Origin of the sequence: Acetobacter garciniae (assembly GCF_017377735.1) — a bacterium.
Taxonomy (GTDB): domain Bacteria; phylum Pseudomonadota; class Alphaproteobacteria; order Acetobacterales; family Acetobacteraceae; genus Acetobacter; species Acetobacter garciniae.
The window spans coordinates 41,061-65,788 of sequence record NZ_JAFVMH010000006.1 but is presented as its reverse complement, the minus strand read 5'-3'; the positions used below and the strand labels follow the sequence as shown (position 1 = coordinate 65,788).

Here is a 24,728-nt window from a genome sequence, read left to right as displayed (position 1 = left end):
GTCTGCCAGGCGCGCGCAACAGGCGGCGTGAAAGCCCGGGGCAGTGCAATGGCCAATGCGGACAGCAGACCGCGCTTGCGGGTGCATGCCCGTAGCGGACACTTGGGGCTGGCGCTGCGTGGTGCTATCGAACAGGCATGACGTCACAAGTCGAAAACGCAGGGGATTTCGCCGCCCGCCAGATGCTGCGGCGATACAAGAGGGCGGCCACAGGCCTGCTGGTGCTGATGGGCGGGTTGACCGTTCTTGGCTATGCAGCGCCCGCGGCCGGTTGGGTCACGGACGGATTCTGGCTGGAAATGCTGCGGGCGGGGGCGCGGGCGGGGGTTGTTGGCGGCCTGGCCGACTGGTTCGCCGTGGTCGCGCTGTTTCGCCACCCTATGGGGCTGCCGATTCCCCACACCGCGATCCTGCCCGCGCAGAAGGACCGCCTGGGTAATGCGCTGGGTCGTTTTGTCGCGGGGCAGGTTTTCACCGAAAAGGAAGTCACGCGGGTTCTCGCCCAGATGGACGTGCCCGCCCTTGTGGCCCGCATTCTCGACGACCCCGCGACACAGGACACGATCGTTGGCGCGCTGACCCGCTCCACCCCGCAGATTCTCGACCGTCTGGAAGACGGGCGCGCCAGCCGTGGGCTGGCACGCGTGCTGCCGCGCCTGCTGGGGGGGAACGATCTTGCCCCCGTGATCGCCAAGGCGTTGCGCAGCATGGTCGATGACGACCGGCACCAGGAGGTGCTGTCCTATCTGCTGGGCCAGATCAAGGACGGCCTGCAATCCAAGGAAGCATCGCTGCGCGCCATGATCGAGGACCGGGTGCGCGAACAGGGCGGGCGCTTTCTGGGCTGGGCCATTGGCGGGTCCATCGCCACCAAGGTCATTCTGGCGGCGGGGAAGGAACTGGAGCGGATCGACCCGGAAAATTCCAGCCTGCGCGAAGGCTTTACCACCTGGGTGCGTGCGCAGGTGGACCGGATCGAGACCGACCCCGAACGCGGGCGGGAATTCACCCAGGCTGTCATGTCCGTCCTGTCGCATGAAAGTGTCGCGGGCTGGTGGGGCGATATCTGGCACCGATTCCGCCGCATGGTGGAGTCCGACATCGAAGACCCCGAAGGCCGCGTGGCCTCTCTCGTTCGTGATGGCCTGACCCGCCTTGCCACGCAGGCGCGCGACGACGAGGTGCTGCGCAGGCGGATCGTGGATGGGACCAACCGCGCCGTCCTGCGCATGCTGCCCTTTGCGCGTGAGCGTGTGGGCGACTTCATCGCCCGCGTGGTGTCGGGCTGGAACACGGTGGAAATGGCCGACCGGCTGGAACTGCGGGTGGGCAAGGACCTGCAGTTCATCCGTTTCAACGGCACGCTGGTGGGCTTTGGGGTGGGGGCGTTGCTGTTCGCCGTCCTGCGGCTGATGTTCGGGCTGAATGCGCAATAGGCCCGAACCCCGGCACGGCAGGGGCGAGGGACAGCTATGCGGGGGCAATATTCCCGCCGATTTGGGTTGACGCAGGTCCTTCTTGGGGCCATGTATCCGAAACAGGACCGCACAGGTCTTTAATTGGGTGAAGGCCGGATAATGCTGAAACTTTCCCGCCTGGCGGACTACGCGATTGTCATTCTCGTAAGGCTTGGCGAGCAGGCGGGGGTTGTGACCTCTCCCTGTCTGGCGCACGAAACCGGCGTGCCGGAACCGACCGTTGCCAAGGTGCTTAAGGTTCTTGCGGGGGATGGTTTCGTGCTGTCGCAACGCGGGGCCAAGGGTGGCTACAGGCTGGCAAGGCCGCTTGCCGATATTTCCGTCGCCAGCGTGATCACGGCGGTGGATGGCAAGATCGCCCTGACCGCCTGTGTCGATGGCGGGGGGTGCGATAACGGCGTATCGTGCAGCCTGTGCGGCAGCTGGGATACGATCAACCAGGCCATCCGCACGACGCTGGAGGGCATCTCGCTCGAGAGCATGCGCCAGAGCCAGACAATCCGCCCGCCACGCCCTTATGCTGGCAATGGCGCGGCAAGTACTGTTCAAGAACTGCGTGGAGGGGCCTAGCTCATGCCGGCCGTAACAGAAACCCGCGAAGCCGTCGAAAAACTCGGTCAGTCCACATATAAATGGGGCTTCGAGACCGAGATCGAGATGGATATGGCTCCCAAGGGGCTGAATGAAGACATCATCCGTCTGATTTCAACCCGCAAGGAAGAGCCCGAATGGATGCTGGAATGGCGTCTGGCGGCGTTTGCGACGTGGCAGGCCATGCGCGAACCCACATGGGCCAAGGTGTCCTATCCCCCCATCGACTACCAGGACCTGCATTACTACGCAGCCCCCCGCCGCAAGCCGGGCCCCAAGTCGCTGGAAGAAGTCGACCCGGAACTGCTCCGGACGTATGAAAAGCTGGGTATTCCGCTGCATGAACAGGCCCTGCTGGCCGGGGTGGAACTGCCCGAGGGCGAAACCGCCCGCCCGCCCGTGGCGGTGGATGCGGTGTTCGACAGTGTTTCGGTCGCCACCACCTTCCGCAAGACGCTGGAAGAAGCCGGCGTGATCTTCTGCCCCATTTCCGAAGCGGTGAAGGATCACCCCGAACTGGTGCGCAAATACCTGGGCAGCGTGGTGCCGGCGGGCGATAACTTCTTTGCCGCCCTGAACTCCGCCGTGTTTACGGATGGCTCGTTCGTCTACGTGCCCAAGGGCGTGCGCTGCCCGATGGAACTGTCCACCTATTTCCGCATCAATGCGCGCAATACCGGGCAGTTCGAACGCACGCTGATCGTGGTGGAGGAAGGGGCTTCCGTCTCCTACCTTGAAGGCTGCACGGCCCCCATGCGTGACGAAAACCAGTTGCACGCAGCCGTTGTGGAACTGGTGGCGATGGATGACGCCTCGATCAAGTATTCCACGGTGCAGAACTGGTATCCGGGGGATGAGGAAGGGCGTGGCGGGATCTACAATTTCGTCACCAAGCGCGGTGCGTGCCGCGGTGCGCGCTCCAAGATTTCCTGGACCCAGGTGGAAACCGGATCGGCCATTACCTGGAAATATCCGTCCTGCATTCTTCAGGGTGAAGGCTCGGTGGGGGAATTCTATTCGGTCGCGGTCACGAATAACTGCCAGCAGGCCGATACCGGCACCAAGATGATCCATATCGGGCGCAATACACGCTCGACCATTATTGCCAAGACCATCAGTGCCGGCCGGTCGGACAGCACCTATCGCGGTCTTGTGCGCGTGCAGCCCAAGGCGTCGGGTGCGCGCAATTTCACGCAATGCGACAGCCTGCTGATCGGCGATCAGTGTGGCGCGCATACCGTGCCGTATATCGAAAGCCGCAACATGGCGGCCCGGATCGAGCACGAGGCGACGACATCGAAAATTTCGGAAGACCAGTTGTTTTACTGCCGTCAGCGCGGCCTGTCCGAGGAAGACGCCGTGGGCCTGATCGTGAACGGGTTTTGTCGCGACGTTCTGAAGGAACTGCCGATGGAATTCGCGGTCGAGGCGCAGAAACTGTTGCAGATCAGCCTTGAAGGCAGCGTTGGGTAAGGAAGTACAGACCATGAGCCAGTTTTTGGAAATTTCCGGACTGAAAGCCAGAATCGATGCTGACGGGCAGGAAAAGCAGATCCTGCGCGGCGTGGATCTGAGCATCCCCCCCGGTGAGGTGCATGCCATCATGGGCCCCAATGGCTGCGGCAAGTCCACGCTGTCCTACGTTCTCGCCGGGCGTGAGGATTACGAGGTCACGGCGGGCAGTGTTCTGTTCAAGGGCCAGGACCTGCTGGCCATGGAGCCGGAAGAACGTGCGGCTGCCGGGCTGTTCCTGGCCTTTCAGGCGCCGGTTGAACTGCCCGGGGTGAACAACGCCAATTTCCTGCGCACGGCGGTCAACGCGGTGCGGCGCGCGCGCGGGCAGGACGAGCTTGATGCCGTGGCGTTCCTCAAGCTTGCCCGGACGGCAGCCAAGGAACTTTCCATGGCCCCGGACATGCTCAAGCGCAATGTGAATGTCGGGTTTTCGGGCGGTGAGAAAAAACGCAACGAAGTCCTGCAGATGACCATGCTCGAACCCAGCTTCGCCATTCTGGACGAAACCGATAGCGGGCTGGACGTGGACGCGCTGCGCATTGTGGCCGAAGGCGTGAACCGCCTGCGTTCCCCGCAGTTTTCGGCCCTTGTCATCACCCATCACCAGAAACTGCTGGATTATCTGGTGCCCGATCGCATCCATGTCATGGCGCAGGGGCGGATCATCCTGTCCGGCGGGCCTGAGCTTGCGCGTGAGATCGACCGGGAGGGTTACACCAAATTCCTGGCGGAGGCAGAGGCAGCGTGAACGCCATCAGCACCACCATGCCCGGCCCGCTGGCCCTGTTCGCCGATCGCCTGAACGGCGTGGCCGGGGCTGAACGCCATGCCGCCCTGGGTGCGCTGGCCCGAACCGGCCTGCCCAGCCGCCGCACGGAGGCGTGGAAATATACTGCCCTGCGCGCGCTGGGCACCGCCAGTTTTGCCGCCCCTGCCGCAGGATACGACACGGCGCGGGCGCAAGCCCTGCTCGACCACGTGCTGGCCACGCATGAAAGCCTGGCAACGCTCGCACGCGTGGTGCTGGTCAATGGCACCCATGCGCCCGAACTCAGCCACGTGCCCGATACGCTTCAGGTCGGTTTTTTCAACCAGTCCCCCACATTCGGGGTGCAGGCCGCACCGGACCGGGACCCGCTGGTGGCCCTCAACACCGCTTTGGCTGAAGATGGCGTGATGCTGTCCGTGGCCGCCGGGGTCAAGGCCGGGCAGGTTGCCGTGATCTCGCTTGGGCTGGGTGGGGAACAGGCCATGTCCTACCATCCGCGCCATGCGATCTCGCTCGGTGCGGGGGCCAGCCTGTCGGTATTGTCGGTCCATGCGGGGGAAGGGGCGTATTTCCATAATCCCGTAACGGATATCCATGTGGGTGAAAGTGCCGAACTGCGGCATGTCACCCTCCAGCTTGAAGGGGTGGAGGCTGTCAGCCTGGGCACGGTCTATGCCGATATCGCAGGCCATGGCGTTTACGACAGTTTTGCCCTGGGGCTTGGTGGCGCACTGGCGCGGCATGAGGTGCATGCCCGCCTGGCCGCCCCGCATGCCCTGGTGCATGTCAATGGTGCGCAACGGCTGGGTGGCCGCCAGGTCGGTGACATGACCAGCGTGATCACCCATGCGGCGTCGGATTGCGTATCCCGCCAGACGGTGCGCAACGTGCTGGACGGGCATGCACGCGGCGTGTTCCAGGGCAAGGTGCTGGTGGAACGGGTGGCCCAGAAGACCGACGGCTACCAGATGAACCAGGCCCTGCTGCTCTCCCCCGATGCGGAGATCGACGCCAAGCCGGAACTGGAAATCTACGCGGATGACGTAAAGTGCAGCCATGGTGCGACCGTGGGTGCGCTGGATGACGACCAGTTGTTCTACCTGCGCAGCCGCGGCGTGCCCGAAATACAGGCCCGCCAGATCCTGATCGATGCGTTCCTGGACGAAGCCCTGGCCCTGGTGACGGACGAGACGGCGCAGGATATCTGCCGCGCCATCATGACCGAACGCTTCGGCCAGAAGGGAGGACAGGCATGACCGCCATGACCACAACGCCCCCCCATACCGGCGGCTTCGACCTTGCGGCTATTCGCGCGCAGTTTCCCATCCTGTCCGAAACGGTGCATGGCAGGCCGCTGGTGTTCCTGGACAGTGCGGCCTCCGCCCAGAAGCCCGAAGCCGTGATCAGTGCCATGGCCGAGACCATGCGCCACCAATACGCCAACATCCATCGCGGCCTGCACTGGATGAGTGAGCGCACGACCGAGGCGTATGAAAACGCCCGCGACCTGATTGCGGGGTTCCTCAACGCCCCGTCGCGCAATGAGATCATTTTCACCCGCAACAGCACCGAAGCCATCAATCTGGTGGCGCATTCCTTCGGCTCCATGCTCAAGCCGGGGCAGGCGGTGCTGATTTCGGAAATGGAGCATCACGCCAACCTCATCCCCTGGCAGATGCTGCGTGACCGCGCGGGAATCGAACTGCGCGTGGCCCCCATTACCGATGCGGGCGATATCGACCTGCCGGCACTTGAAGCGCTGCTGGCCGATGGCAAGGTCGCACTGGTCGCCATCACCCATATGTCCAACGTGCTGGGCACCATTACCCCGGCGCGCCAGATCGCGGACATGGCCCATGCGGCCGGTGCGCTGGTCCTGTTCGACGGCAGCCAGGCCGTGGTGCATCACCGTACCGACGTGCAGGCGCTCGGGGCCGATTTCTATACCTTTACCGGCCACAAGCTCTATGGCCCGACCGGCATTGGCGTGCTGTGGGCCAGGCAGGCCCTGCTTGAAGACATGCCGCCCTTCCTGGGCGGGGGGGACATGATCTCCACCGTCACGTTCGAGAAGGCGACCTGGGCCCATGTGCCCCACAAGTTCGAGGCGGGAACCCCCGCCATTGTCGAAGCCATTGGCCTGGGGGCTGCCGTATCGTGGGTGGACGCCATCGGGTTCGAGGCGATTGCGGCCCATGAACAGGCCCTGACCACCCATGCCCTGGCCCGCCTGGCCGAAGTGCCGGGCCTTGTCGTGACCGGCAATCCCGCATGCCGGGGGGGCGTTGTGTCCTTCACCATGGCCGATGTGCATCCGCACGATATCGCCACCCTGCTGGACCGCAACGGTATTGCCGTGCGGGCGGGTCATCATTGCGCGGAACCGCTCATGCGCAGGCTGGGGCTGAGTGCTACGGCACGTGCAAGCTTCGGTATCTATACCAGCAAGGACGAGATCGACACGCTGGCCGATACACTGGTGCGGATCAGGGACTTTTTCGTGTGACCGACATGGATGAGGCCCTGTACGACCGGCTGATCGTCACGCGGGCACGCAAGCCGCTGCATGCGGCCCCGCTGGCCAACCCGGATGTAAGCGGGGAAGGCAAAAATCCGCTTTGTGGCGATCGCACACGGCTCGATATCCGGCTTGACGGTCCCCATATAGCACAGATCAGCCACCACACTCGGGGCTGTGCGATCTGTGCGGCTACGGCCGATCTGATGGCCGAACGTCTGGCGGGGTGCAGTATCGAACAGGCCGATGCCCTGTCGCACCGTTTTTCCGCGCTGCTGCGCGATGGGGCGGACCGGCCCCGGACCCAGGCCGGACTGCCAGAACTGGGGGCATTGCAGGCCTTGGCCCCGGTACGTGCCCATAAAGCCCGGATACGCTGCGCCGAACTGCCGTGGATAGCCCTGAAGGAGGCACTTTCTCATGTCCGTAACTGACGATGTGCGCGCCCACAGCCCGGCCCCCACGCCGGAGGTGCTGACCACGCAGCCCGAGGCGCCGCCGGTGGAGGATGTCCTGCACGCGGACCACGCCGCAAATGCGGCGCGCGCGGCGGTGGAAAGCTGGCGACCCGATGGGGACGATGCGGAGCACGCCCCCGCCGAAGATACACCCGCTCCCAAGGCGGAGGGGGCCACCGGCACCCATCCGTCCGAAGATGCGGTGATCGAGGCCATCGCCACGGTTCATGACCCGGAAATACCGGTCAATATCTACGAGCTTGGCCTGATCTACGCGATCGACCTTTACGATGACGGGCGTGTGCGCGTTGAAATGACCCTGACCGCGCCCAACTGCCCCAGTGCCCAGGAACTGCCCGTGCAGGTCAAGGACGCGGTGGAGAAGCTGCCGGGTGTGACCAATGCCGAGGTCGAGGTGGTGTGGGATCCGCCATGGGACATGTCGCGCATGAGCGATGAAGCCCGCCTGTCCCTTAACATGTTCTGACGCAGGAAAGGACGTAACGATGTCTCAAAGCATCAGCACTGCTCCGCCACGACGCGCGCTGCCCCCGCTGCTGAGCCTGACGGATGCGGCGGCCGAGCGGCTGCGGCATTTATACGCAACGGCGCATACGGGCCAGCTTTTACGCGTTTCGGTGACCACGCGCGGCTGTTCGGGCCAGGCCTACGACATGACCTTTGTCGACAAGCCCGGTGAGGGCGACGAGATCATCAGGGACCACGACCTGACCCTGCTGATCGACCGCAAGGCCACGCTGTTCCTGATCGGTTCGCAGATGGATTACCGCATGGGCGATCTGGAAGCCGGGTTCGTGTTCATCAACCCGAACGAGAAGGGCCGCTGCGGCTGCGGTGAGAGCTTTCACGTATAAAGCTGCACACGGCCTCTGTCTCCGCCGACCAGAGGAACTGATCAATTACGGCTATGCTGTCCAGCCTGTAGCCCGCTTCGGCCAGCAGGGCGGCATCCTTTGACAGGGCCGCGGGGTTGCAGCTTACGTAAATGACCTGCGCGGGCCTGCCCTGGGCGATCTGGCGCATTTGCAGCTTTGCCCCCGCATGGGGCGGGTCGAGTATCACGACCGGGGCCTTTGCAAGATCCTTGGCCATGACCGGCTGGCGGTTGAGGTCGCGGCATTGGGCCTGGATACGGGTGTTGCCTGCCGCTTTCAGGGCAGCACAGGCTGGGGCATGTCCCTCATACGCCATGACCCGACAGCGCTCGGAAAGCGGGAGCGTGAGCGTTCCACACCCGGCATAGAGTTCAATCACATTGTCCCGCCGCCCGAGCCTGGCGGGCAGGGCCGCCATGACGGCCTGCTGGATGGAGTGCTCGCTCCGGGCGGTCGCTTGCAGGAACGCACCCGGTGGCGGGGTGATTCTGTGGCCGGCAATGCTCTGAAAGACCGGGCCGTTCTGTGCGGCGGTTTCGGGCTCGCCATCCCCCTTGAGCAACCGCCAGCCGATTCGCGGTATGCCGTGCTCTTCCGCCAGACGGGCCAGCCTGATCCGGTCAGGTGCCTGCAAGGGGCTGTCGGTCAGCAGCACGATATCGGGGCCGGAATCGAACAGGTTGATATGCAGACTCGCCTCGCTGCGAATGGCCTGAAGGCTGCGCAATGTGGTGCGAAAGGCGGGCAGAAGCCGCAGAATATCCGGGTTCAGCGCTGGGCAGACCGTCATATCCGCCACCGCCTTGCTGCCGCGCGCATGCAGCCCGATCAGCATGGCGTCGGGCATGCGCCGCACGGCCAGATCTACGCGGCGGCGGCTATAGGGCGGCACCTGTGTGCATGTTGGTTCGGGAATGGGCGCAAACCCGGCTTTTTGCAGGGCGTGGCGCACCTTGCTGGCTTTCCAGTCCAGCAGGGCTGCGGGCTGCATCTGCTGCATGGAACAGCCGCCACAGGTGCCAAATAGCGGGCAGGGGGGTGTTACGCGGTCGGGCGAGGCATCCAGCACCGTATCCAGCCGCCAGATGCCCGCCGCATCCTGTATCAGGCGAACGCGCTCACCTGCCAGCGTGCCAGGACAATAGGCGACCTGCCCGTCCGGCAGGCGAACCGCGCCATCGCCCTGTGCCGCAAGGTACAGGACAGGTGCCTCAACCACCGTATTCATGGGCCTGCCCAGCGGATCAGGGTGTGGCGGGAACCGGGTGGCCCGTCTCGGAGTCGCCCTGCGGTCGCGCCTCTGCCTTCGCCGTGGCCGTTTCGGAGTCGCGGCGCGGCAGAAGCATGAAGGCGGGCAGCAATTCGCCAAAGCCCACGACCTCGCCCGCGGGCATGGGGGCTATGTCGTCCCGCTGGTAACGGCTCGGCTTGTTCGCGCTCCGGCTGCCGGACTGCGGGGCGCGCTCTGCACGCTGTTCGGCCTGCGTATCGCGCGGCGGTGGGCTTGCGCGTTCCTCACGCGCGGGGGGCTGGTTCGGGGTCTTGTTCTTTGCCTTGGACCGGTCTTTGTTCCGATCCCGATCCCGATCCCGATCCCGATCCCGATCCCGATCCCGATCCCGATCCTTGCCACGCGCGGCCGGGTTCGCGGGGCGCTTGCCTTCCGCCCATTCAAGCTGTTCCACGCCGTCCACCGCCAGGCGGGGGAATTCCTTGCCGATAAGCTGCTCAATGGCTTCGGCCAGCGCCTTGTCGTAGGGCGTGGCCAGGGAATAGGCATGGCCTTCACGCCCGGCGCGGCCCGTACGGCCGATGCGGTGCACGTAGTCTTCGGGGTGGAACGGCAGGTCGAAATTGAAGACATGCGACAGGCCGCCAATATCGATGCCGCGCGCCGCCACATCCGAACAGACGAGCACTTTCAGCTCGCCGTTCTTGAATTTTTCCAGCGTTGCGAAACGGACGGATTGCGGCAGGTCGCCATGCAGCGCCCCGGCCGAAAAACCGTGCTTGATCAGCGATTTGGTCAGCACATCCACATCGCGCTTGCGGTTGCAGAACACGATGGCGTTCTGCAAGGTCGGGTCACGCAGCAGCAGGCGCAGCGTCTTGCGTTTGTCGTGCTCGTCAACAATCACCAGCCCCGTGGTGATCGTGGTCGCAACCGAGGACTGGCGCGCGACGGTGATTTCCTTGGGGTTATGCAGGAACGCATCCGCCAGCTTGCGGATGGTCGGCGCCATGGTGGCCGAAAAGAACAGCGTCTGGCGGGTGGGGGGCAGAAGGCCGACAATTTTTTCGATATCGGGGATAAAGCCCATATCGAGCATTCGGTCTGCTTCGTCGATCACCAGGATTTTGGTGTGGCTGAGCAGCAGCCCGCCACGCCCGAACAGGTCAAGCAGGCGGCCCGGCGTTGCGATCAGCACGTCCACGCCGCGATTGAGCACCTCTTTCTGCTCGGCCATGCTTTCGCCACCGATCAGCAGCGCATGGTTGAGCTTGAGATACTTGCCGTAATTGACAAAATTTTCCGCGACCTGAAGGGCCAGTTCACGCGTAGGCTCCAGGATCAGGGAACGCGGCATGCGGGCCCGTGCCCGCGAACCGCTCAGGATCTCGAGCATCGGCAGCGTGAAGGACGCGGTCTTGCCGGTGCCGGTCTGGGCAACGCCCAGCACATCGCGCGCCATCAGCACGGCGGGAATGGCCTGCGCCTGGATGGGGGTGGGCGTGGTGTAGCCCATATCCGCGATGGCATGCAGGATCGGTTCGGACAGTTCGAGATCGGCAAAGGTGACCGACTCGGTCGCGGCCGGTGCGGCGGGCTTGGGCGCTGCGGCCTGCTCCGCCGGGGCAACGGGGGCGGGTGCTGCTGCTTCCGGCTGCGCAGGTGTTTCCGCCGGGGGGGCGGTTTCAGCCACGTCGGCAATAGTTTGGGCGGGCTGGGGGGCTTCCGCTGCGGGCTCGGCGGCCTTTTTGCGGCGGGGTGCGGCTTTTTTCCGGGGTGCTGGTGCCACAGCCTCTTCCGACTCGGCCTTTGCTGCCTTGGCGGCGCGGCTGGTCCTGGGTTTGGCTGCTGGCTTGGCCGCGGCCTTCGGGGCTTCTGGTTCAGCACCCTTGGCTGGTTTTGCCCGGCGTTTCGCGGCAGGTTTGGGCTTTTTTTCCGCTACGGCGGCCGCTGCGGCAGGGGGCGCGGCTTCGTCTTCCGCGCTGCCCGCTTCCACGATTGCAGATGTGTCAGGTACCGCGGCTTTCTTGGGGCTGCGGGGTGTGGTCTTGCGGGGGCGGGCAGGTGCTTTTGCGGTCAATATGCTCTCGGAACTTCAACAGTCATTATCGGACGGGCTGGCCGGCTTGTATGTTCCGACCGGACAAAAAGCCGTGAGGCGGCAACGTCTCCAGCACGCGATCAGGCGCTAGCCCGGATAAAGGTCTTTGTGCGTAAAAGCAAGTTTTTGGGCCAGCTTCCCTTGTTTTTTCACACAAACGGATGGCCCAGGCTGGCGGCCAGCACGGCCAGCATTCCCAGTGCGACAATAACCAGGACCTGCGTGCGGATCGAGTCGAAGACCGAAGCCTGGGGCCGGATCGCCCGGCGGGCCTTCTGGTAGGCGCCAAAATACAGCCGTGCGAACAAGAGCGCCATCAGGATTCCCGCAAGCTGCATGAGGTTGGTGGTCCAGGGCACGTTGGCAAAGCCGCCTTCGTGGAAGATCATCAGCCAGCCGGTGATCAGCGCGGTGGGAATGGCATGCGTCAGCCCCTTGAAGAAGCGCGCCATGGTCTGGAGATGGACCGAATTGCGCTGGGTCGCGTCCAGCAGGCCAAGGCTGGGCCGCAGCACCACCACAGCGTAGGCGCCACCCCCCACCCAGAAGATGATGCTGATGAGATGGAGCGCCAGGACAAGGCTCCACAGAATGGAATGTGGCATGCAAACTCCGCTAGGCTTGCCGGTCCCCTCGGGTGCCGACGACAGGGCTCAGGCCGGTGCGGCAACAGGGCCTCCGGCGCGTTCTTGCTGTCTGATTGCCAATGTGACGGTGCGGGTGCAAGGGGTATGTTCAGCGCACCACCCATAATCCTGCCCATGGAGATAAGCTGTGGAGCTTGCCTGTCCCTCCGTTCTTGGTGTTTACGCGCCCGCCGATATGGCGCGGGTGGACGCGTTGAGTGCCGCCACAATTCCGGTATCGGTGCTGATGGAGCGTGCAGGCTGGGCCGTGGCCCGCGCGATCAGGCGGTCTATCCCCCCCATGCGCACCCTGGTCCTGTGCGGGCCGGGCAATAACGGTGGCGATGGCTATGTCACGGCACGGCTGTTATCCGATGCTGGCTGGCCCGTGGCGGTGGCGGAAATGCAGCCACCCCGCCAAGGCACGCCGGCTCATGCGCAGGCCTGCCTGTATACAGGCCCCCGCGTGCCTTTTGATGTGGCGGAGGTCGCGCGGGCCGGGTTGGTGGTGGATGCCCTGTTCGGTGCGGGGCTTGCGCGCGATGCCACGGGGGTGGCGGCCGACATGCTGCGGGCGGCCACGCGGGTGGTGGCGGTGGACGTGCCCTCGGGCGTGGATGGCGCCACGGGGCAGGTGCGGGGGTACGCGCCGCAGGCGGAGCTGACGGTCACGTTCCATCGCTTCAAACCCGGGCATCTGCTTTATCCCGGCCGGGGGCTGATGGGGCGACTGGTGCTGGCCGACATCGGTATTCCGGCCCCGTTGGCGGAGCAGGTTCCGTTCACCATGTGGCGTAACGAACCCGGCCTGTGGCGCCTGCCCGTCCCGGGGCCGCAAAGCCATAAATATACGCGTGGTGTGGTCAGCATTTGTGCGGGGCAGGGCATGCCGGGTGCGGCGCGCCTTTGCGCATCGGGCGCGCGGGCAGCAGGTGCGGGTCTGGTGCGTGTGGCCGCCGGGAATGCGGCGCGCGATTACCGGCTTGGGCCTGCGGGCATGATCGTGGATGACGCCGCACTGGGCGTGTTGCTCGAAGATGCGCGTCGTCATGTGTGGGTGTGCGGGCCCGGCCTTGCCGAAGATGAGGTCGCCCATACCCTGCCAGCCTTGTTGCGTGCTGGCCGTTGCGTGCTGGCCGATGCCGGCGCGCTGAGTGCCGCGGCCGACCGGCCGGAACAGCTAAAGGGTGTGGCCGTCATTACGCCGCATGCGGGGGAGTTCACGCGTGTCTTCGGCCCGGTGGGCGCCAACCCGCCCGAGCGGGTGCGGGAAGCGGCAAGGCTGATCGATGCCGTGGTGGTGCTCAAAGGGTCCACAACCATGATTGCCGCACCCGATGGCAGGCTGGCCATCAATACACATGCAACATCCGCTTTGGGCACGGCGGGGTCGGGCGACACGCTTTCGGGCGTGATCGCGGCCCTTCTGGCGGCAGGCATGCCCGCCTGGCAGGCCGCGTGCGGCGGTGTCTGGCTGCATGGGGAGGCCGGGATCCGCGCCGCCGCCGATACGGGCGGCTGGCCGCTGGCCGAAGACCTGGACCGTTATCTGGGCCCCGCCCGGCAGGAGGCCACACGTCGCCAGCAGGGTCTTGCGCCCTCGGTCATGCCCGATAGCGGGTTGGATACCGCGTTGCCAGCGGGCAGGGGGCAACGGTTATAAAGGCCGTTCAGGGAATAAAGCGGGGTCTCTTGCCGTGGGGCACGCTTTGAGCTAAGTCCACGCTTCTTGCGACGGCGAGCAATGTGCGCGGGCGTGGTGGAATTGGCAGACACGCCAGATTTAGGTTCTGGTGACGCAAGTCATGGGGGTTCAAGTCCCTCCGCCCGTACCATCCAGCTTCATTCTCCCGTCCTGTTCCGCGACGGCCTTTCGGCATGACGTAGCGGGCTGTCTGAAGTTTTGTACCGAGAGGAAGGCCTGGCCGATGCAGGTAACCGAGACCCTTTCTGAAGGGCTGAAGCGTGGTTTCACCGTCACAGTTCCGGCTGCTGAGCTTGAAGGCAAGCGCGATGCGCGCCTCAAGGATGTTGCCGCCAACCTGAAACTGCCGGGTTTTCGTCCGGGCAAGGTGCCGGTGTCCCTGGCCCGCCAGCGCTACGGTGCCGCGGTGTGGGGCGAAGTCATGGAGCAGACGGTGTCCGATGCGATCCGCACTGTTTTCGACGAACGCGGCCTGCGCCCTGCCGGCCAGCCGCAGGTCGATCTGGTGTCCGGCCAGGATGATGATGGCAAGGACCTTGAATTCAAGGTCGAAAGCGAAATCCTGCCCGAAATCAAGGTGCCCGACCTGTCCGGCCTGACGCTGACACGCCTGAAGGCCCCTGTCGCGGAAGCCGCCATCGACAAGGCGATCGAAGATATCGCCAAGCGCGGTCGCACGTTCGAGGTGGTCGAGGAAGTCCGCCCCGTCGCCAAGGGTGACGTGATCGCGGTCGACTTTGTCGGCAAGCGTGACGGTGTGGCCTTCGACGGCGGCACGGCCGAGGATGTGAATATCGAAATCGGCGGCGAAGGGTTCATTCCCGGCTTTGCCGAACAGATCGAAGGCATGTCCCCGGGCGAGGAAAAGGTCATTACCGTGACCTTCCCCGAGGATTACGGTGCGGCCGAGCTTGCCGGCAAGGAAGCGACGTTCGACATCAAGGCCAAGCAGATCAAGAAGCCCGTGGACGCCGCGATCAACGACGACCTGGCCAAGCAGATCGGCTTTGAAAGCCTCGACCAGCTCAAGGACCTGATCCGCAAGCAGATCGAAGGCGAATACGACCAGCTTTCGCGCCTGCGCATCAAGCGCGAGCTGCTGGACGAACTGGCCACGAAGACGGATTTCGAAGCTCCTGCCAACATGGTGGATGCCGAATTCCAGCAGATCTGGGCCCGTGTCGAGGCCGACCGCAAGGACGGCCAGATCGATGACGAGGACAAGGACAAGGACGAAGCCACCCTGCGTGCGGACTATCGCAAGATTGCCGAACGCCGCGTGAAGCTGGGCCTTCTGCTGGCTGAAATCGGCACCAAGAACGGCATTGCCGTCAGTTCCGAGGAACTGGCGCGGGCCGTGCGGGCGGAAGCCATGCGCTACCAGGGCCAGGAACAGCAGGTTTTCGAATTCTTCCAGAAGAATCCGCAGGCTGCCGAAAGCCTGCGGGGCCCGATCTTCGAAAACAAGGTCGTGGACTACCTGATCGAATTGGCCAAGGTCACGGACAAGGAAGTGACCCCCGAAGAGCTTTCAGATATTCCACCCGCGGATATCTGAGAAAAACGGCTCTGTCCCGCCAGTGTGAACTGGCGGGACATTCTTTTTGGGGCATGTTTTTCCATCGCGGGGGTGGCATCTTGCTACTTTATCTCTATCTTGAAGGTTGGAGCCTGAACCGGTTTTTCGCCCGAGGCGGGAAATGGGGGAGGGAAGAGCAGTTTTTATACGGGAATGAGTGGTATGAGGGATCGTGATCCCGTTGAGATTTTCAGCAACGCCCTGGTGCCCATGGTGGTCGAACAGACCTCACGCGGGGAACGGGCTTTCGATATCTATTCCCGCCTACTGCAGGAGCGGATCATTTTTCTGACCGGCCCGGTCTATGACCAGGTGGCGTCACTGATCTCCGCGCAGCTTCTGTATCTGGAAAGTGTTAATCCGAACAAGGAAATCTCGTTCTATATCAACAGCCCCGGGGGCGTAGTTTCCGCCGGGCTCGCGATCTACGACACCATGCAGTATATCCGCAGCCCCGTCAGCACGGTGTGTATCGGGCAGGCGGCGTCCATGGGTTCGCTCCTGCTGGCCGGCGGCGAAAAAGGGCGGCGCTTCGCCCTGCCCAATGCGCGCGTCATGGTGCATCAGCCCTCGGGCGGGGCGCAGGGACAGGCGAGCGATATCGAAATCCAGGCGCGCGAAATCCTGATCATCCGCCAGCGCCTGAACGAGATCTACCGCGAGCATACCGGCCGCACGCTTGAGGAAATCGAGCAGAAGCTCGAGCGTGACACCTATATGTCCGCGGGCGAGGCGCAGTCTTTCGGCATTGTCGATGAGGTTATCAGCCATCACAAAGCCACGGAAACGGGTAAGAAGGATAAAGACCATCCTTAAGCTGGCATACTGTGGACTTCCTGTTACAATAAGGAAGCTCCCGGCTTGCCCGCAGGTGGGGGAAGTCTGGGACTCGGCTCTCCGTGCCGTGGGGCCAGAGACGATCGAGGGAGGGGGCGATGAATACGAAGTCCGGTGATTCCAAAAATACGCTGTACTGCTCGTTCTGCGGCAAGTCGCAGCACGAGGTACGCAAGCTTATCGCCGGCCCTACGGTGTTCATCTGCGATGAATGTGTCGAACTCTGCATGGATATCATCCGTGAAGAGAACAAGACGACGCTGGTCAAGTCGCGCGAAGGGGTGCCTACCCCCAAGGAAATCTGCAAGGTTCTGGATGATTATGTCATCGGTCAGGTGCAGGCCAAGAAGGTCCTGTCCGTGGCGGTGCATAACCATTACAAGCGGCTGACGCAGGTTGCCAAGACGGGCGATATCGAAATTGCCAAGTCCAACATCCTGCTGATCGGGCCGACCGGTTCGGGCAAGACGCTGCTGGCCCAGACGCTGGCGCGTATCCTGGATGTGCCGTTCACCATGGCGGACGCCACGACCCTGACCGAAGCGGGCTATGTGGGTGAGGATGTCGAGAACATCATCCTCAAGCTGTTGCAGGCGTCGGACTACAATGTCGAACGCGCCCAGCGCGGGATTGTCTATATCGACGAGATCGACAAGATCTCCAAGAAATCCGACAATCCGTCCATCACGCGCGATGTCAGCGGCGAAGGCGTGCAGCAGGCCTTGCTCAAGCTGATGGAAGGGACCGTTGCCTCCGTACCGCCGCAGGGTGGACGCAAGCATCCGCAGCAGGAATTCCTTCAGGTCGACACCACCAACATGCTGTTCATCTGCGGTGGCGCGTTCGCGGGGCTGGACAAGATCATTTCCGCGCGCGGCAAGGGCACCAGCATCGGTTTCGGGGCCGATGTGCGTTCCCCGGACGAGCGGCGGACAGGGGCGATCCTGCACGACGTGGAGCCTGAAGACCTGATGAAATTCGGGCTTATCCCCGAATTTATCGGGCGCCTGCCGGTTCTGGCGACACTGGGCGACCTGGACGAGGCCGCGTTGATCAAGATCCTGACCGAGCCCAAGAATGCTCTGGTCAAGCAGTATCAGCGCCTGTTCCAGATGGAAGACGTGCAGCTTACCTTTACGGATGATGCGCTCAAGGCCATCGCGGACCGTGCCATTGTCCGCAAGACCGGTGCACGCGGCCTGCGCTCGATCATGGAGAGCATTCTCATGTCCACCATGTTCGACCTGCCCGGTCTGGACAATGTGGAAGAGGTGGTGGTCAACCGTGAGGTGGCCGACGGCAAGACCAGTCCGGTCTATGTCTACGGCCAGAAAAAAGACCTGCCGGCGGAGCAATCCGCCTGAGCCAGGGTTCCTTTCAGGCAGTGTCGGCGGCAGGTCCGTCGGCACTGTTTTCACGCCCGTGCTATTGCGCGGCGCGTTACGCAGTCCAACATAAAATCACAGACGGGCTTTTTCGCCGCGCGGAAAAGCCGAACAGAGCAAGCGTATGCCGCCTGGCGGGTGCGCTGCCTGGATCGTCCTTATCGGGAGGTCAATAATCATGGCTGAAAACGAAAAACCTGCCACCACACGGCGCAGGCGCAAGACGGATACCCCCACCGCGCAGGATGCCCAGGCTCCGGAGTCGGTGCAGGCGGTGGCTGAAAAGCAGGGTTCGGGGCGTGTGGCGGTACTGCCACTGCGTGATATCGTGGTCTTCCCGCACATGATCGTGCCGCTGTTCGTCGGGCGGGAAAAATCCGTGCGCGCTCTGGAATCCGTCACACGGGACGACCGGCATATCCTGCTGGTGGCGCAGAAAGATGCCGCCCAGGACGACCCGACGGCGGACGATATCTACCGCGTGGGCACGCTTTCCACCATTCTGCAGTTGCTCAAGCTGCCCGACGGCACCGTGAAGGTGCTGGTGGAAGGCGTGAAGCGCGTGCGCGTGAAGGCGCTGCTTGATGTCAACGGACATTTCGAGGCCGAGGTCGAGCCGATTGTCGATATCCCGGCCCACGGGCCGGAGGCGGAGGCGCTGGGCCGCTCCATCGTGACGCAGTTCGAGCAGTATATGAAGCTCAACAAGAAGATTGCGTCCGAAGTGCTGGTGTCGCTGAACCAGATCAGCGACCTGTCCAAACTGGCCGATACCGTGACCAGCCACCTCAACCTCAAGATTTCCGAAAAGCAGGACATTCTGGAAGCGCCCAGCGTTCAGGCGCAGCTTGAAAAGGTCTTTGGCCATATCGAGGCCGAGATCGACGTCCTGCAGGTCGAGAAGAAAATCCGTAACCGCGTCAAGCGCCAGATGGAGCGCACCCAGCGCGAATACTATCTGAACGAGCAGCTCAAGGCCATTCAGAAGGAGCTGGGCGAAGGCGAGGACGGCAAGGACGAAACCTCCGAAATCGAGGAGCGGATCGCCAAGACCAAGCTGTCCAAGGAAGCGCGGGAAAAAGCGCTGGGCGAGCTGAAGAAGCTGCGTGGCATGAGCATGATGTCCGCCGAGTCCACGGTGGTGCGCAACTACCTCGACTGGATTCTGAGCATTCCGTGGAAGAAGCGCAGCAGGGTCCGCCATGACCTGACCGAGGCCGAGAAGATCCTGGACGCCGACCATTACGGTCTGGACAAGGTCAAGGAGCGTATTCTCGAATATCTGGCGGTGCAGAGCCGTTCGCAAAAGCTCAAGGGGCCGATCCTGTGCCTTGTGGGGCCGCCGGGCGTGGGCAAGACCTCGCTCGCGCGCTCAATCGCCAAGGCGACGGGGCGGCATTACGTGCGCATGTCGCTGGGCGGTGTGCGCGATGAAGCCGAAATTCGCGGCCACAGGCGCACCTATATCGGCTCCATGCCGGGCAAGATCATCCAGGGCATGAAGAAGGCGAAAGTGTCCAACCCGCTGTTCCTGCTCGATGAGATCGACAAGCTGGGGGCCGACTGGCGGGGCGATCCGTCATCGGCGCTGCTGGAGGTCCTGGACCCCGAGCAGAACGGCACGTTTGCCGATCATTACCTGGAAGTGGATTACGACCTGTCCGATGTCATGTTCGTGACAACGGCCAACAGCCTGAACATGCCCCAGCCTTTGCTGGACCGCATGGAGATCATCCGCCTGTCCGGCTACACGGAGGATGAAAAGGTCCAGATCGCGCGCGGGCACCTGATTTCCAAGCAGACCGAGGCCCATAACCTCAAGCCCGGTGAATGGACGATCAGCGATGACGGCCTGCGCAACCTGATCCGCTATTACACGCGCGAGGCCGGTGTGCGTAATCTGGAACGCGAACTGGCAGGGCTTGCCCGCAAGGCGGTGAAGGAAATCGTGACCGGCAAGGCGGAGTCCGTTGCCGTGACGGCCGAGAACCTGGAGAAATACGCGGGCATTCCGCGTTTCCGCTACGGTGAGACCGAGGCCGAGGATATGGTTGGCGTCGTGACCGGCCTGGCCTGGACCGAGGTGGGGGGTGAAATCCTGACCATCGAGAGCGTGATGGTGCCGGGCAAGGGTGGCATTGTCGAAACCGGCAAGCTTGGCGACGTGATGAAGGAGAGCATTTCCGCTGCGTTCTCCTTTGTGCGGAGTCGGGCCACCAGTTTCGGAATCGTCCCCACCCTGTTCGAAAAGCGCAGTTTTCACGTACATGTGCCTGAAGGCGCGACTCCCAAGGATGGGCCTTCGGCCGGTGTGGGCATGGTCACATCGCTGGTCAGCGTGCTGACGGGCATTCCCGTGAGGCGGGATGTGGCCATGACGGGCGAGATTACCCTGCGTGGCCGTGTCCTGGCCATTGGCGGGCTGAAGGAGAAGCTTCTGGCCGCCCTGCGCTCGGGTATCCGCACGGTCTTCATTCCCAAGGAAAATGAAAAAGATCTCGCGGAAATCCCCGATGTTGTGAAAAACAACCTCGAGATCGTGCCGGTCTCGCATGTGGATGAGGTTCTGGCCCGTGCCCTGGTGCGCCAGCCCCAGCCGATCGAATGGGAAGACGTGCCCGATCCGGTGCCGGGTACGGCTGCCGGCAAGGTGCTTCCGGTGCTGCCGCACTAGGCTGTCGCGTCAGGCAATACGCGGTCTGCAAAGGGGTTTGGGCCGCAAAGTTGCAAACTTTGCTCATGCTTGGTTGACGTAGGAAAAAACGGCTTCATAGTGCGAGCAGGTTGTGGCGGGGGAACCCATTTCCCGCCACTTCACGAAAACGGAAAAGAAAGAGAAAGGCGTAACATGGAGAAGCCGCTCAACAAGCAGGAACTGGTTTCAGCCGTGGCTGAGGCTGTCGACCTGCCCAAGGCAAAGGCCGGAGAAGTGGTCGACGCCGTATTCGGTGCTATCGAGAAGGCCCTTGCCAAAAAGCAGGAAGTGCGTCTGGTTGGCTTCGGTACGTTTGTCACCGCCACCCGCAAGGCCGCCAAGGGCCGCAACCCCCGCACGGGTGAGGAAATCGATATTCCGGCTTCCACCTCTGTCCGCTTCAAGCCGGGCAAGGCGCTCAAGGATGCGGTCAGCAGCTAAGCTGGCGGTTTTTTGAACGGCCGGCCAATCTCCTTGAAAAAGGGGGTTGCCGGCCGTTTCTGTTTGTGGGACAGAAGCTCCCGGGCGATTAGCTCAGCGGTAGAGCGTCTCGTTTACACCGAGAGGGTCGGCGGTTCGATCCCGTCATCGCCCACCACCCCCCCATTAAAAATTCGATCGGCCGATGGGCATCACGCATCGCATGCGGTGCCCTTTTGCCCGTAGCACTGGGTGCCATGCGGGTGCGCCTTTCATTTTATGCATCAATTCCCCCATTCACAGGAAAGTGGCCGCCGAACAACGCGTTCGTGCATGGTCGTGGGCAGCAGTCAGGTCTAGGGTGAGCGCATCGGCAAAGCCTACAGGGCTTTCATAGATGCAGGATCGAGCTCCATGCAGTCTGTTTTGAATGATTATGCGCCAGTCCTTATTTTTGGCGGTATTTCCGTTGTTATCGCGGCGGCCATGCTTGGCATGGCGCTGCTGTCGGGGCATCAGAAGCCCTACCCCGAAAAACTGACGGCGTATGAATGCGGGTTTGGCGCGTTTGACGATGCGCGGCACCGGTTCGATGTCCGCTTCTACCTTGTTGCCATTCTTTTCATCATTTTCGACCTGGAAGTGGCGTTCCTGTTCCCATGGGCGATCAGCCTGGGGCGGATCGGGCTGTTCGGGTTCCTGTCCATGCTTGGCTTCCTGGCCGTACTTGGCATCGGCTTCCTGTATGAGTGGCGCAAAGGCGCTTTGGATTGGGATTGAAGGAGCGTGGCCATGAACGCAGAGCACAATGAAAACGCCATCATGTGGAATCGTGAGGCGCTGCCTCCCGGTCCCGAACAGGACGCCGTTGTACAGGGCATAACCGGGGTCCTGGCGGAAAAAGGCTTTGTGGTGGCGAATCTGGACAAGCTCGTCAACTGGGGGCGTACGGGCAGCCTGTGGCCCATGTCCTTCGGCCTGGCGTGCTGTGCGGTGGAAATGATCCACGCCTACATGCCCCGTTACGACCTTGACCGCATGGGCATTATCCCGCGTGGTTCACCCCGGCAGTCCGATGTCATGATCGTGGCGGGCACGCTCACCAACAAGATGGCGCCCGTGCTGCGCCGCCTGTACGAGCAGATGGCCGAGCCACGCTGGGTAATCTCGATGGGCTCCTGCGCCAATGGCGGGGGGTATTATCACTATTCCTATTCCGTGGTGCGCGGATGCGACCGTATCGTGCCGGTGGATGTCTATGTTCCGGGCTGCCCGCCAACGGCCGAGGCGCTGATTTACGGCATCCTTCTGCTCCAGAAAAAAATTCGTCGGACAGGGACCATTCTCCGTGGCTGATCTTCCGCTCAATCCCCGACAGGACCGGCTGGACGGGCAGCTTTCCGCGCTGGCATTCGCCTTTTCATCGTCGCTGGCCTATGTGTCCTATGCCGCCGTCGAAAAAGGGGAACTGGTTGTGCGCACCACGCGCGACCACCTGGTGCCGTTTCTGACCCTGCTGCGTGACGACCCGCGCTACCGTTTCGAGCAGCTTATGGATTTATGCGGGGTGGATTACCCGCAACGGCCTGAACGCTTCGACGTGGTCTATAATCTGCTTTCCGTGACGTATAATCGGCGGGTTCGCGTGATTGTTACAACGGATGAGCAGGCACCGGTTCCATCCGTGCACCAGCTCTGGCCCTGCGCCACATGGTGGGAGCGCGAATGCTACGACCTGTTTGGCGTCCTGTTCTCGGGCCAGGCGGATCTGCGCCGCATCCTGACCGATAACGGCTTTGAAGGGCACCCGCTGCGCAAGGACTTCCCGCTGTCGGGCTTCGAGCAGGTGCGGTACGATATCGAACGCAAGCAGGTCGTGAAGGAACCCGTTTCCTTGACGCAGGATTTCCGAGACTTCGACTTTGTTTCCCCATGGGAGGGCATGCTGACCCTGCCGGGGGATGAAAAAGCACATGAAGTCCGGCAGGGCATGAAGAGGTCGAGCTGATGGCGGAGTCACAGGACAAGGCATCCCTCGCTTTCGCGCAAACCGTTCTGCGAGAGGATATTCCCGAAACCTTGCTGCCCGAACACAAGGCAGAGGTCAGGGAGCACAAGATCGTCGAGATCGATTCCCACGCGCTGAATTTCGGCCCGCAGCATCCTTCCGCCCATGGCGTGCTGCGCCTGGTGCTGGAAATGGAAGGCGAGGTCGTGGCCCGCGCGGTGCCCCATATCGGGCTGCTGCACCGGGGCACGGAAAAGCTGATCGAATACAAGACGTACCAGAAGGCGCTGCCGTATTTCGACCGGCTGGATTACGTCTCCCCCATGTGCCAGGAGCAGGCCTTCGCTTTGGCGACGGAAAAGCTGCTGGGTATCGACATTCCCGAACGGGCGAAATGGCTGCGTGTCCTGTTTGCGGAAATAACCCGTATTCTCAACCATATTCTCAATCTGACCTCCATGGGGCTGGATTGCGGCGCAGTCACGCCTGCCCTGTGGGGGTATGAGGAGCGCGAAAAGCTTGTCGAATTCTATGAAGCCGCGTCAGGTGCGCGTTTTCATGCCAATTACTTCCGTCCCGGCGGTGTCGCGCGTGACGTGCCAGCAGGGCTCGAGGATAAAATTGGTGCCTGGGCCAGGGAGTTTCCGGCCTGGATCGACGATCTGGAAGGCCTGCTGACCGAAAACCGTATCTGGAAACAGCGCACGGTGGGGATTGGGGTTTTCACCGCGGAACAGGCTCTGGCCTGGGGTTTCAGCGGTCCATGCCTGCGCGCATCGGGCGTGCCGTGGGACCTGAGGCGCAACCAGCCTTATGACAATTACCACAAGGTCGAATTCAACGTGCCGGTGACCCGCCAGGGCGACTGCTATGACCGCTACCTGGTGCGTGTGGCCGAAATGCGCGAGAGCCTGAAAATTATCGATCAGTGCCTCAACCAGATCAGGCCCGGCCCGGTCAAGATCCAGGACCCCAAGTTCAGCCCGCCCCCGCGTGCGGACATGAAACGGTCCATGGAAGCGCTGATCCATCATTTCAAGCTTTTCAGCGAAGGTTATCACGTGCCGCCCGGGGCGACCTACACGGCGGTGGAAAGCCCGAAAGGCGAATTCGGCGTCTATCTGGTGGCCGATGGCAGCAACCGGCCATACCGGTGCAAGATCCGCCCCACAGGCTTTTCGCACCTTCAGGCCATCGATGAGCTGTCTCGCCGGGGCATGCTCGCGGATATGGTGGCCATTATCGGATCGCTTGATCTTGTGTTTGGGGAAGTTGATCGATGAACCCTGTCTGGACCCCGCCCGAACAGCCGGAAGATTTCACCTTCGATGCAGACTCGGAAGCGGAAATCGCAGTCGTGCTCGCCAAGTATCCGGTCGAACGCAAGGCCAGCGCCGTCATGCCGCTGCTCTATATTGCCCAGCGCCAGCTAGGGCGGCAGACGGGCAATGCCTGGGTGCCGATTGTCGCAATGGACGAGATCGCACACCGGCTCGATATGGCGCCGATCCGCGTATACGAGGTCGCCTCTTTTTACACCATGTACAATACCAAGCCCATCGGGCGGTATCATTTGCAGGTCTGCACCACCACGCCGTGCTGGCTGCGCGGATCTGACGACGTGGTGGCGGCCTGCCAGCGGGCGACCGGCATCAGCCATTTCGGCCAGACAAGTGCCGATGGCCTGTTCACCATGACCGAAGTGGAATGTCTGGGGGCATGTTCGAATGCGCCTATTCTGCAAGTCGATGATGATTTCTACGAAGATATGGACGGTCCGCAAACCGAAGCGCTGATTGCCGAACTCAGGGCAGGGCGGCGTCCGACCCCCGGGCCGGTGGTGGATCGGAGCGGATCGGCCCCGGTTGGCGGGCGCAAGACATTGCTGTCAACGCCGGTCGCGGCGGACAAATAAC

23 protein-coding genes and 2 tRNA genes are annotated in these 24,728 nt (G+C 62.8%); 22 read left to right on the top strand and 3 right to left on the bottom strand.

Annotation, left to right across the window (positions count from 1 at the left end; translation table 11 throughout):
- Positions 1-137: 137 nt before the first annotated feature.
- The 9 genes from J2D77_RS11995 (at position 138) to J2D77_RS11955 (ending at position 8,204) form a co-directional block, all read left to right on the top strand.
- Positions 138-1,436, top strand: a complete 1,299-nt coding sequence (locus J2D77_RS11995; RefSeq protein ID WP_207846520.1) for a DUF445 domain-containing protein — start codon at positions 138-140, stop codon at positions 1,434-1,436.
- Positions 1,437-1,577: 141 nt separating this feature from the next.
- Complete coding sequence (locus J2D77_RS11990; protein ID WP_230975757.1) at positions 1,578-2,048, top strand: SUF system Fe-S cluster assembly regulator; 471 nt, start codon at positions 1,578-1,580, stop codon at positions 2,046-2,048.
- A 3-nt stretch (positions 2,049-2,051) separates the two neighbouring features.
- Positions 2,052-3,542 (top strand): Fe-S cluster assembly protein SufB, encoded by a 1,491-nt coding sequence (gene sufB, locus J2D77_RS11985; RefSeq protein ID WP_207846519.1) that lies wholly within the window; start codon positions 2,052-2,054, stop codon positions 3,540-3,542.
- Between the two features lie 13 nt (positions 3,543-3,555).
- Complete coding sequence (gene sufC, locus J2D77_RS11980; RefSeq protein ID WP_207846518.1) at positions 3,556-4,332, top strand: Fe-S cluster assembly ATPase SufC; 777 nt, start codon at positions 3,556-3,558, stop codon at positions 4,330-4,332.
- A 17-nt stretch (positions 4,333-4,349) separates the two neighbouring features.
- The gene (sufD, locus tag J2D77_RS11975; RefSeq protein ID WP_207846686.1) at positions 4,350-5,609 is read left to right on the top strand and encodes a Fe-S cluster assembly protein SufD; all 1,260 of its coding nucleotides are present in this window, start codon (positions 4,350-4,352) and stop codon (positions 5,607-5,609) included.
- A 5-nt stretch (positions 5,610-5,614) separates the two neighbouring features.
- Positions 5,615-6,859 (top strand): aminotransferase class V-fold PLP-dependent enzyme, encoded by a 1,245-nt coding sequence (locus tag J2D77_RS11970; RefSeq protein ID WP_207846685.1) that lies wholly within the window; start codon positions 5,615-5,617, stop codon positions 6,857-6,859.
- 5 nt (positions 6,860-6,864) lie between these two features.
- Entirely contained in the window at positions 6,865-7,305 is a 441-nt protein-coding gene (gene sufU, locus J2D77_RS11965; RefSeq protein WP_207846684.1) for a Fe-S cluster assembly sulfur transfer protein SufU, read from the top strand.
- Positions 7,292-7,816, top strand: a complete 525-nt coding sequence (locus tag J2D77_RS11960; RefSeq protein ID WP_207846517.1) for an SUF system Fe-S cluster assembly protein — start codon at positions 7,292-7,294, stop codon at positions 7,814-7,816. Before sufU ends, J2D77_RS11960 begins: the two co-directional genes overlap by 14 nt.
- Before the next feature lie 19 nt (positions 7,817-7,835).
- Positions 7,836-8,204 carry a HesB/IscA family protein gene (locus J2D77_RS11955; protein ID WP_207846516.1) on the top strand — a complete coding sequence of 123 codons (369 nt, stop codon included), beginning with the start codon at positions 7,836-7,838 and terminating at the stop codon, positions 8,202-8,204.
- Here J2D77_RS11955 and J2D77_RS11950 read toward each other — a convergent pair.
- The 3 genes from J2D77_RS11950 to J2D77_RS11940 all read right to left on the bottom strand — a co-directional run bounded on the left by J2D77_RS11950 (position 8,152) and on the right by J2D77_RS11940 (position 12,162).
- Positions 8,152-9,453: a class I SAM-dependent RNA methyltransferase gene (locus J2D77_RS11950; protein ID WP_207846515.1), complete on the bottom strand. Its 1,302-nt coding sequence runs from the start codon at positions 9,451-9,453 to the stop codon at positions 8,152-8,154. The genes J2D77_RS11955 and J2D77_RS11950 overlap by 53 nt on opposite strands.
- 16 nt (positions 9,454-9,469) lie before the next feature.
- Positions 9,470-10,972: a DEAD/DEAH box helicase gene (locus J2D77_RS11945; RefSeq protein ID WP_456304738.1), complete on the bottom strand. Its 1,503-nt coding sequence runs from the start codon at positions 10,970-10,972 to the stop codon at positions 9,470-9,472.
- Between the two features lie 734 nt (positions 10,973-11,706).
- Positions 11,707-12,162: a hypothetical protein gene (locus J2D77_RS11940; protein ID WP_207846513.1), complete on the bottom strand. Its 456-nt coding sequence runs from the start codon at positions 12,160-12,162 to the stop codon at positions 11,707-11,709.
- Between the two features lie 217 nt (positions 12,163-12,379).
- Between J2D77_RS11940 and J2D77_RS11935 the strand changes: the two genes are divergently transcribed.
- The 13 genes from J2D77_RS11935 to J2D77_RS11875 all read left to right on the top strand — a co-directional run bounded on the left by J2D77_RS11935 (position 12,380) and on the right by J2D77_RS11875 (position 24,727).
- Entirely contained in the window at positions 12,380-13,846 is a 1,467-nt protein-coding gene (locus J2D77_RS11935) for an NAD(P)H-hydrate dehydratase (RefSeq protein WP_207846683.1), read from the top strand.
- 87 nt (positions 13,847-13,933) lie between these two features.
- Positions 13,934-14,018 (top strand) — tRNA-Leu (locus J2D77_RS11930).
- A 93-nt stretch (positions 14,019-14,111) separates the two neighbouring features.
- Positions 14,112-15,446 carry a trigger factor gene (gene tig, locus J2D77_RS11925; RefSeq protein ID WP_207846512.1) on the top strand — a complete coding sequence of 445 codons (1,335 nt, stop codon included), beginning with the start codon at positions 14,112-14,114 and terminating at the stop codon, positions 15,444-15,446.
- Between the two features lie 174 nt (positions 15,447-15,620).
- Positions 15,621-16,283, top strand: a complete 663-nt coding sequence (locus tag J2D77_RS11920; RefSeq protein ID WP_207846511.1) for an ATP-dependent Clp protease proteolytic subunit — start codon at positions 15,621-15,623, stop codon at positions 16,281-16,283.
- Positions 16,284-16,402: 119 nt separating this feature from the next.
- Positions 16,403-17,668 (top strand): ATP-dependent Clp protease ATP-binding subunit ClpX, encoded by a 1,266-nt coding sequence (gene clpX / locus J2D77_RS11915; protein ID WP_207846510.1) that lies wholly within the window; start codon positions 16,403-16,405, stop codon positions 17,666-17,668.
- Between the two features lie 199 nt (positions 17,669-17,867).
- Positions 17,868-20,363 (top strand): endopeptidase La, encoded by a 2,496-nt coding sequence (gene lon, locus J2D77_RS11910; RefSeq protein ID WP_207846509.1) that lies wholly within the window; start codon positions 17,868-17,870, stop codon positions 20,361-20,363.
- 174 nt (positions 20,364-20,537) lie between these two features.
- Complete coding sequence (locus tag J2D77_RS11905) at positions 20,538-20,825, top strand: HU family DNA-binding protein (RefSeq protein WP_207846508.1); 288 nt, start codon at positions 20,538-20,540, stop codon at positions 20,823-20,825.
- 82 nt (positions 20,826-20,907) lie between these two features.
- Positions 20,908-20,982: transfer RNA gene (locus tag J2D77_RS11900), tRNA-Val, on the top strand.
- 236 nt (positions 20,983-21,218) lie between these two features.
- Entirely contained in the window at positions 21,219-21,584 is a 366-nt protein-coding gene (locus J2D77_RS11895; protein WP_207846507.1) for an NADH-quinone oxidoreductase subunit A, read from the top strand.
- Positions 21,585-21,596: 12 nt separating this feature from the next.
- Complete coding sequence (locus J2D77_RS11890) at positions 21,597-22,160, top strand: NuoB/complex I 20 kDa subunit family protein (protein ID WP_207846506.1); 564 nt, start codon at positions 21,597-21,599, stop codon at positions 22,158-22,160.
- Positions 22,153-22,812, top strand: a complete 660-nt coding sequence (locus J2D77_RS11885) for an NADH-quinone oxidoreductase subunit C (protein ID WP_207846505.1) — start codon at positions 22,153-22,155, stop codon at positions 22,810-22,812. The genes J2D77_RS11890 and J2D77_RS11885 overlap by 8 nt, the downstream gene beginning before the upstream one ends.
- On the top strand, positions 22,812-24,095 hold the full coding sequence (locus J2D77_RS11880) for an NADH-quinone oxidoreductase subunit D (RefSeq protein ID WP_207846504.1): 1,284 nt from the start codon (positions 22,812-22,814) through the stop codon (positions 24,093-24,095). The genes J2D77_RS11885 and J2D77_RS11880 overlap by 1 nt, the downstream gene beginning before the upstream one ends.
- Positions 24,092-24,727, top strand: a complete 636-nt coding sequence (locus J2D77_RS11875) for a complex I 24 kDa subunit family protein (RefSeq protein WP_207846503.1) — start codon at positions 24,092-24,094, stop codon at positions 24,725-24,727. Before J2D77_RS11880 ends, J2D77_RS11875 begins: the two co-directional genes overlap by 4 nt.
- Position 24,728 lies beyond the last annotated feature (1 nt).

What these genes read in the sequence shown, in the direction of transcription:
- J2D77_RS11995 (WP_207846520.1), top strand. Translation starts at nt 138, where the DNA reads ATGACGTCACAAGTCGAAAACGCAGGGGATTTCGCCGCCCGCCAGATG.
- J2D77_RS11990 (WP_230975757.1), top strand. Translation starts at nt 1,578, where the DNA reads ATGCTGAAACTTTCCCGCCTGGCGGACTACGCGATTGTCATTCTCGTA.
- sufB (WP_207846519.1), top strand. Translation starts at nt 2,052, where the DNA reads ATGCCGGCCGTAACAGAAACCCGCGAAGCCGTCGAAAAACTCGGTCAG.
- sufC (WP_207846518.1), top strand. Translation starts at nt 3,556, where the DNA reads ATGAGCCAGTTTTTGGAAATTTCCGGACTGAAAGCCAGAATCGATGCT.
- sufD (WP_207846686.1), top strand. Translation starts at nt 4,350, where the DNA reads ATGCCCGGCCCGCTGGCCCTGTTCGCCGATCGCCTGAACGGCGTGGCC.
- J2D77_RS11970 (WP_207846685.1), top strand. Translation starts at nt 5,615, where the DNA reads ATGACCACAACGCCCCCCCATACCGGCGGCTTCGACCTTGCGGCTATT.
- sufU (WP_207846684.1), top strand. Translation starts at nt 6,865, where the DNA reads ATGGATGAGGCCCTGTACGACCGGCTGATCGTCACGCGGGCACGCAAG.
- J2D77_RS11960 (WP_207846517.1), top strand. Translation starts at nt 7,292, where the DNA reads ATGTCCGTAACTGACGATGTGCGCGCCCACAGCCCGGCCCCCACGCCG.
- J2D77_RS11955 (WP_207846516.1), top strand. Translation starts at nt 7,836, where the DNA reads ATGTCTCAAAGCATCAGCACTGCTCCGCCACGACGCGCGCTGCCCCCG.
- J2D77_RS11950 (WP_207846515.1), bottom strand. Translation starts at nt 9,453, where the DNA reads ATGAATACGGTGGTTGAGGCACCTGTCCTGTACCTTGCGGCACAGGGC.
- J2D77_RS11945 (WP_456304738.1), bottom strand. Translation starts at nt 10,972, where the DNA reads ATGGGCTACACCACGCCCACCCCCATCCAGGCGCAGGCCATTCCCGCC.
- J2D77_RS11940 (WP_207846513.1), bottom strand. Translation starts at nt 12,162, where the DNA reads ATGCCACATTCCATTCTGTGGAGCCTTGTCCTGGCGCTCCATCTCATC.
- J2D77_RS11935 (WP_207846683.1), top strand. Translation starts at nt 12,380, where the DNA reads ATGGCGCGGGTGGACGCGTTGAGTGCCGCCACAATTCCGGTATCGGTG.
- tig (WP_207846512.1), top strand. Translation starts at nt 14,112, where the DNA reads ATGCAGGTAACCGAGACCCTTTCTGAAGGGCTGAAGCGTGGTTTCACC.
- J2D77_RS11920 (WP_207846511.1), top strand. Translation starts at nt 15,621, where the DNA reads ATGAGTGGTATGAGGGATCGTGATCCCGTTGAGATTTTCAGCAACGCC.
- clpX (WP_207846510.1), top strand. Translation starts at nt 16,403, where the DNA reads ATGAATACGAAGTCCGGTGATTCCAAAAATACGCTGTACTGCTCGTTC.
- lon (WP_207846509.1), top strand. Translation starts at nt 17,868, where the DNA reads ATGGCTGAAAACGAAAAACCTGCCACCACACGGCGCAGGCGCAAGACG.
- J2D77_RS11905 (WP_207846508.1), top strand. Translation starts at nt 20,538, where the DNA reads ATGGAGAAGCCGCTCAACAAGCAGGAACTGGTTTCAGCCGTGGCTGAG.
- J2D77_RS11895 (WP_207846507.1), top strand. Translation starts at nt 21,219, where the DNA reads ATGCAGTCTGTTTTGAATGATTATGCGCCAGTCCTTATTTTTGGCGGT.
- J2D77_RS11890 (WP_207846506.1), top strand. Translation starts at nt 21,597, where the DNA reads ATGAACGCAGAGCACAATGAAAACGCCATCATGTGGAATCGTGAGGCG.
- J2D77_RS11880 (WP_207846504.1), top strand. Translation starts at nt 22,812, where the DNA reads ATGGCGGAGTCACAGGACAAGGCATCCCTCGCTTTCGCGCAAACCGTT.
- J2D77_RS11875 (WP_207846503.1), top strand. Translation starts at nt 24,092, where the DNA reads ATGAACCCTGTCTGGACCCCGCCCGAACAGCCGGAAGATTTCACCTTC.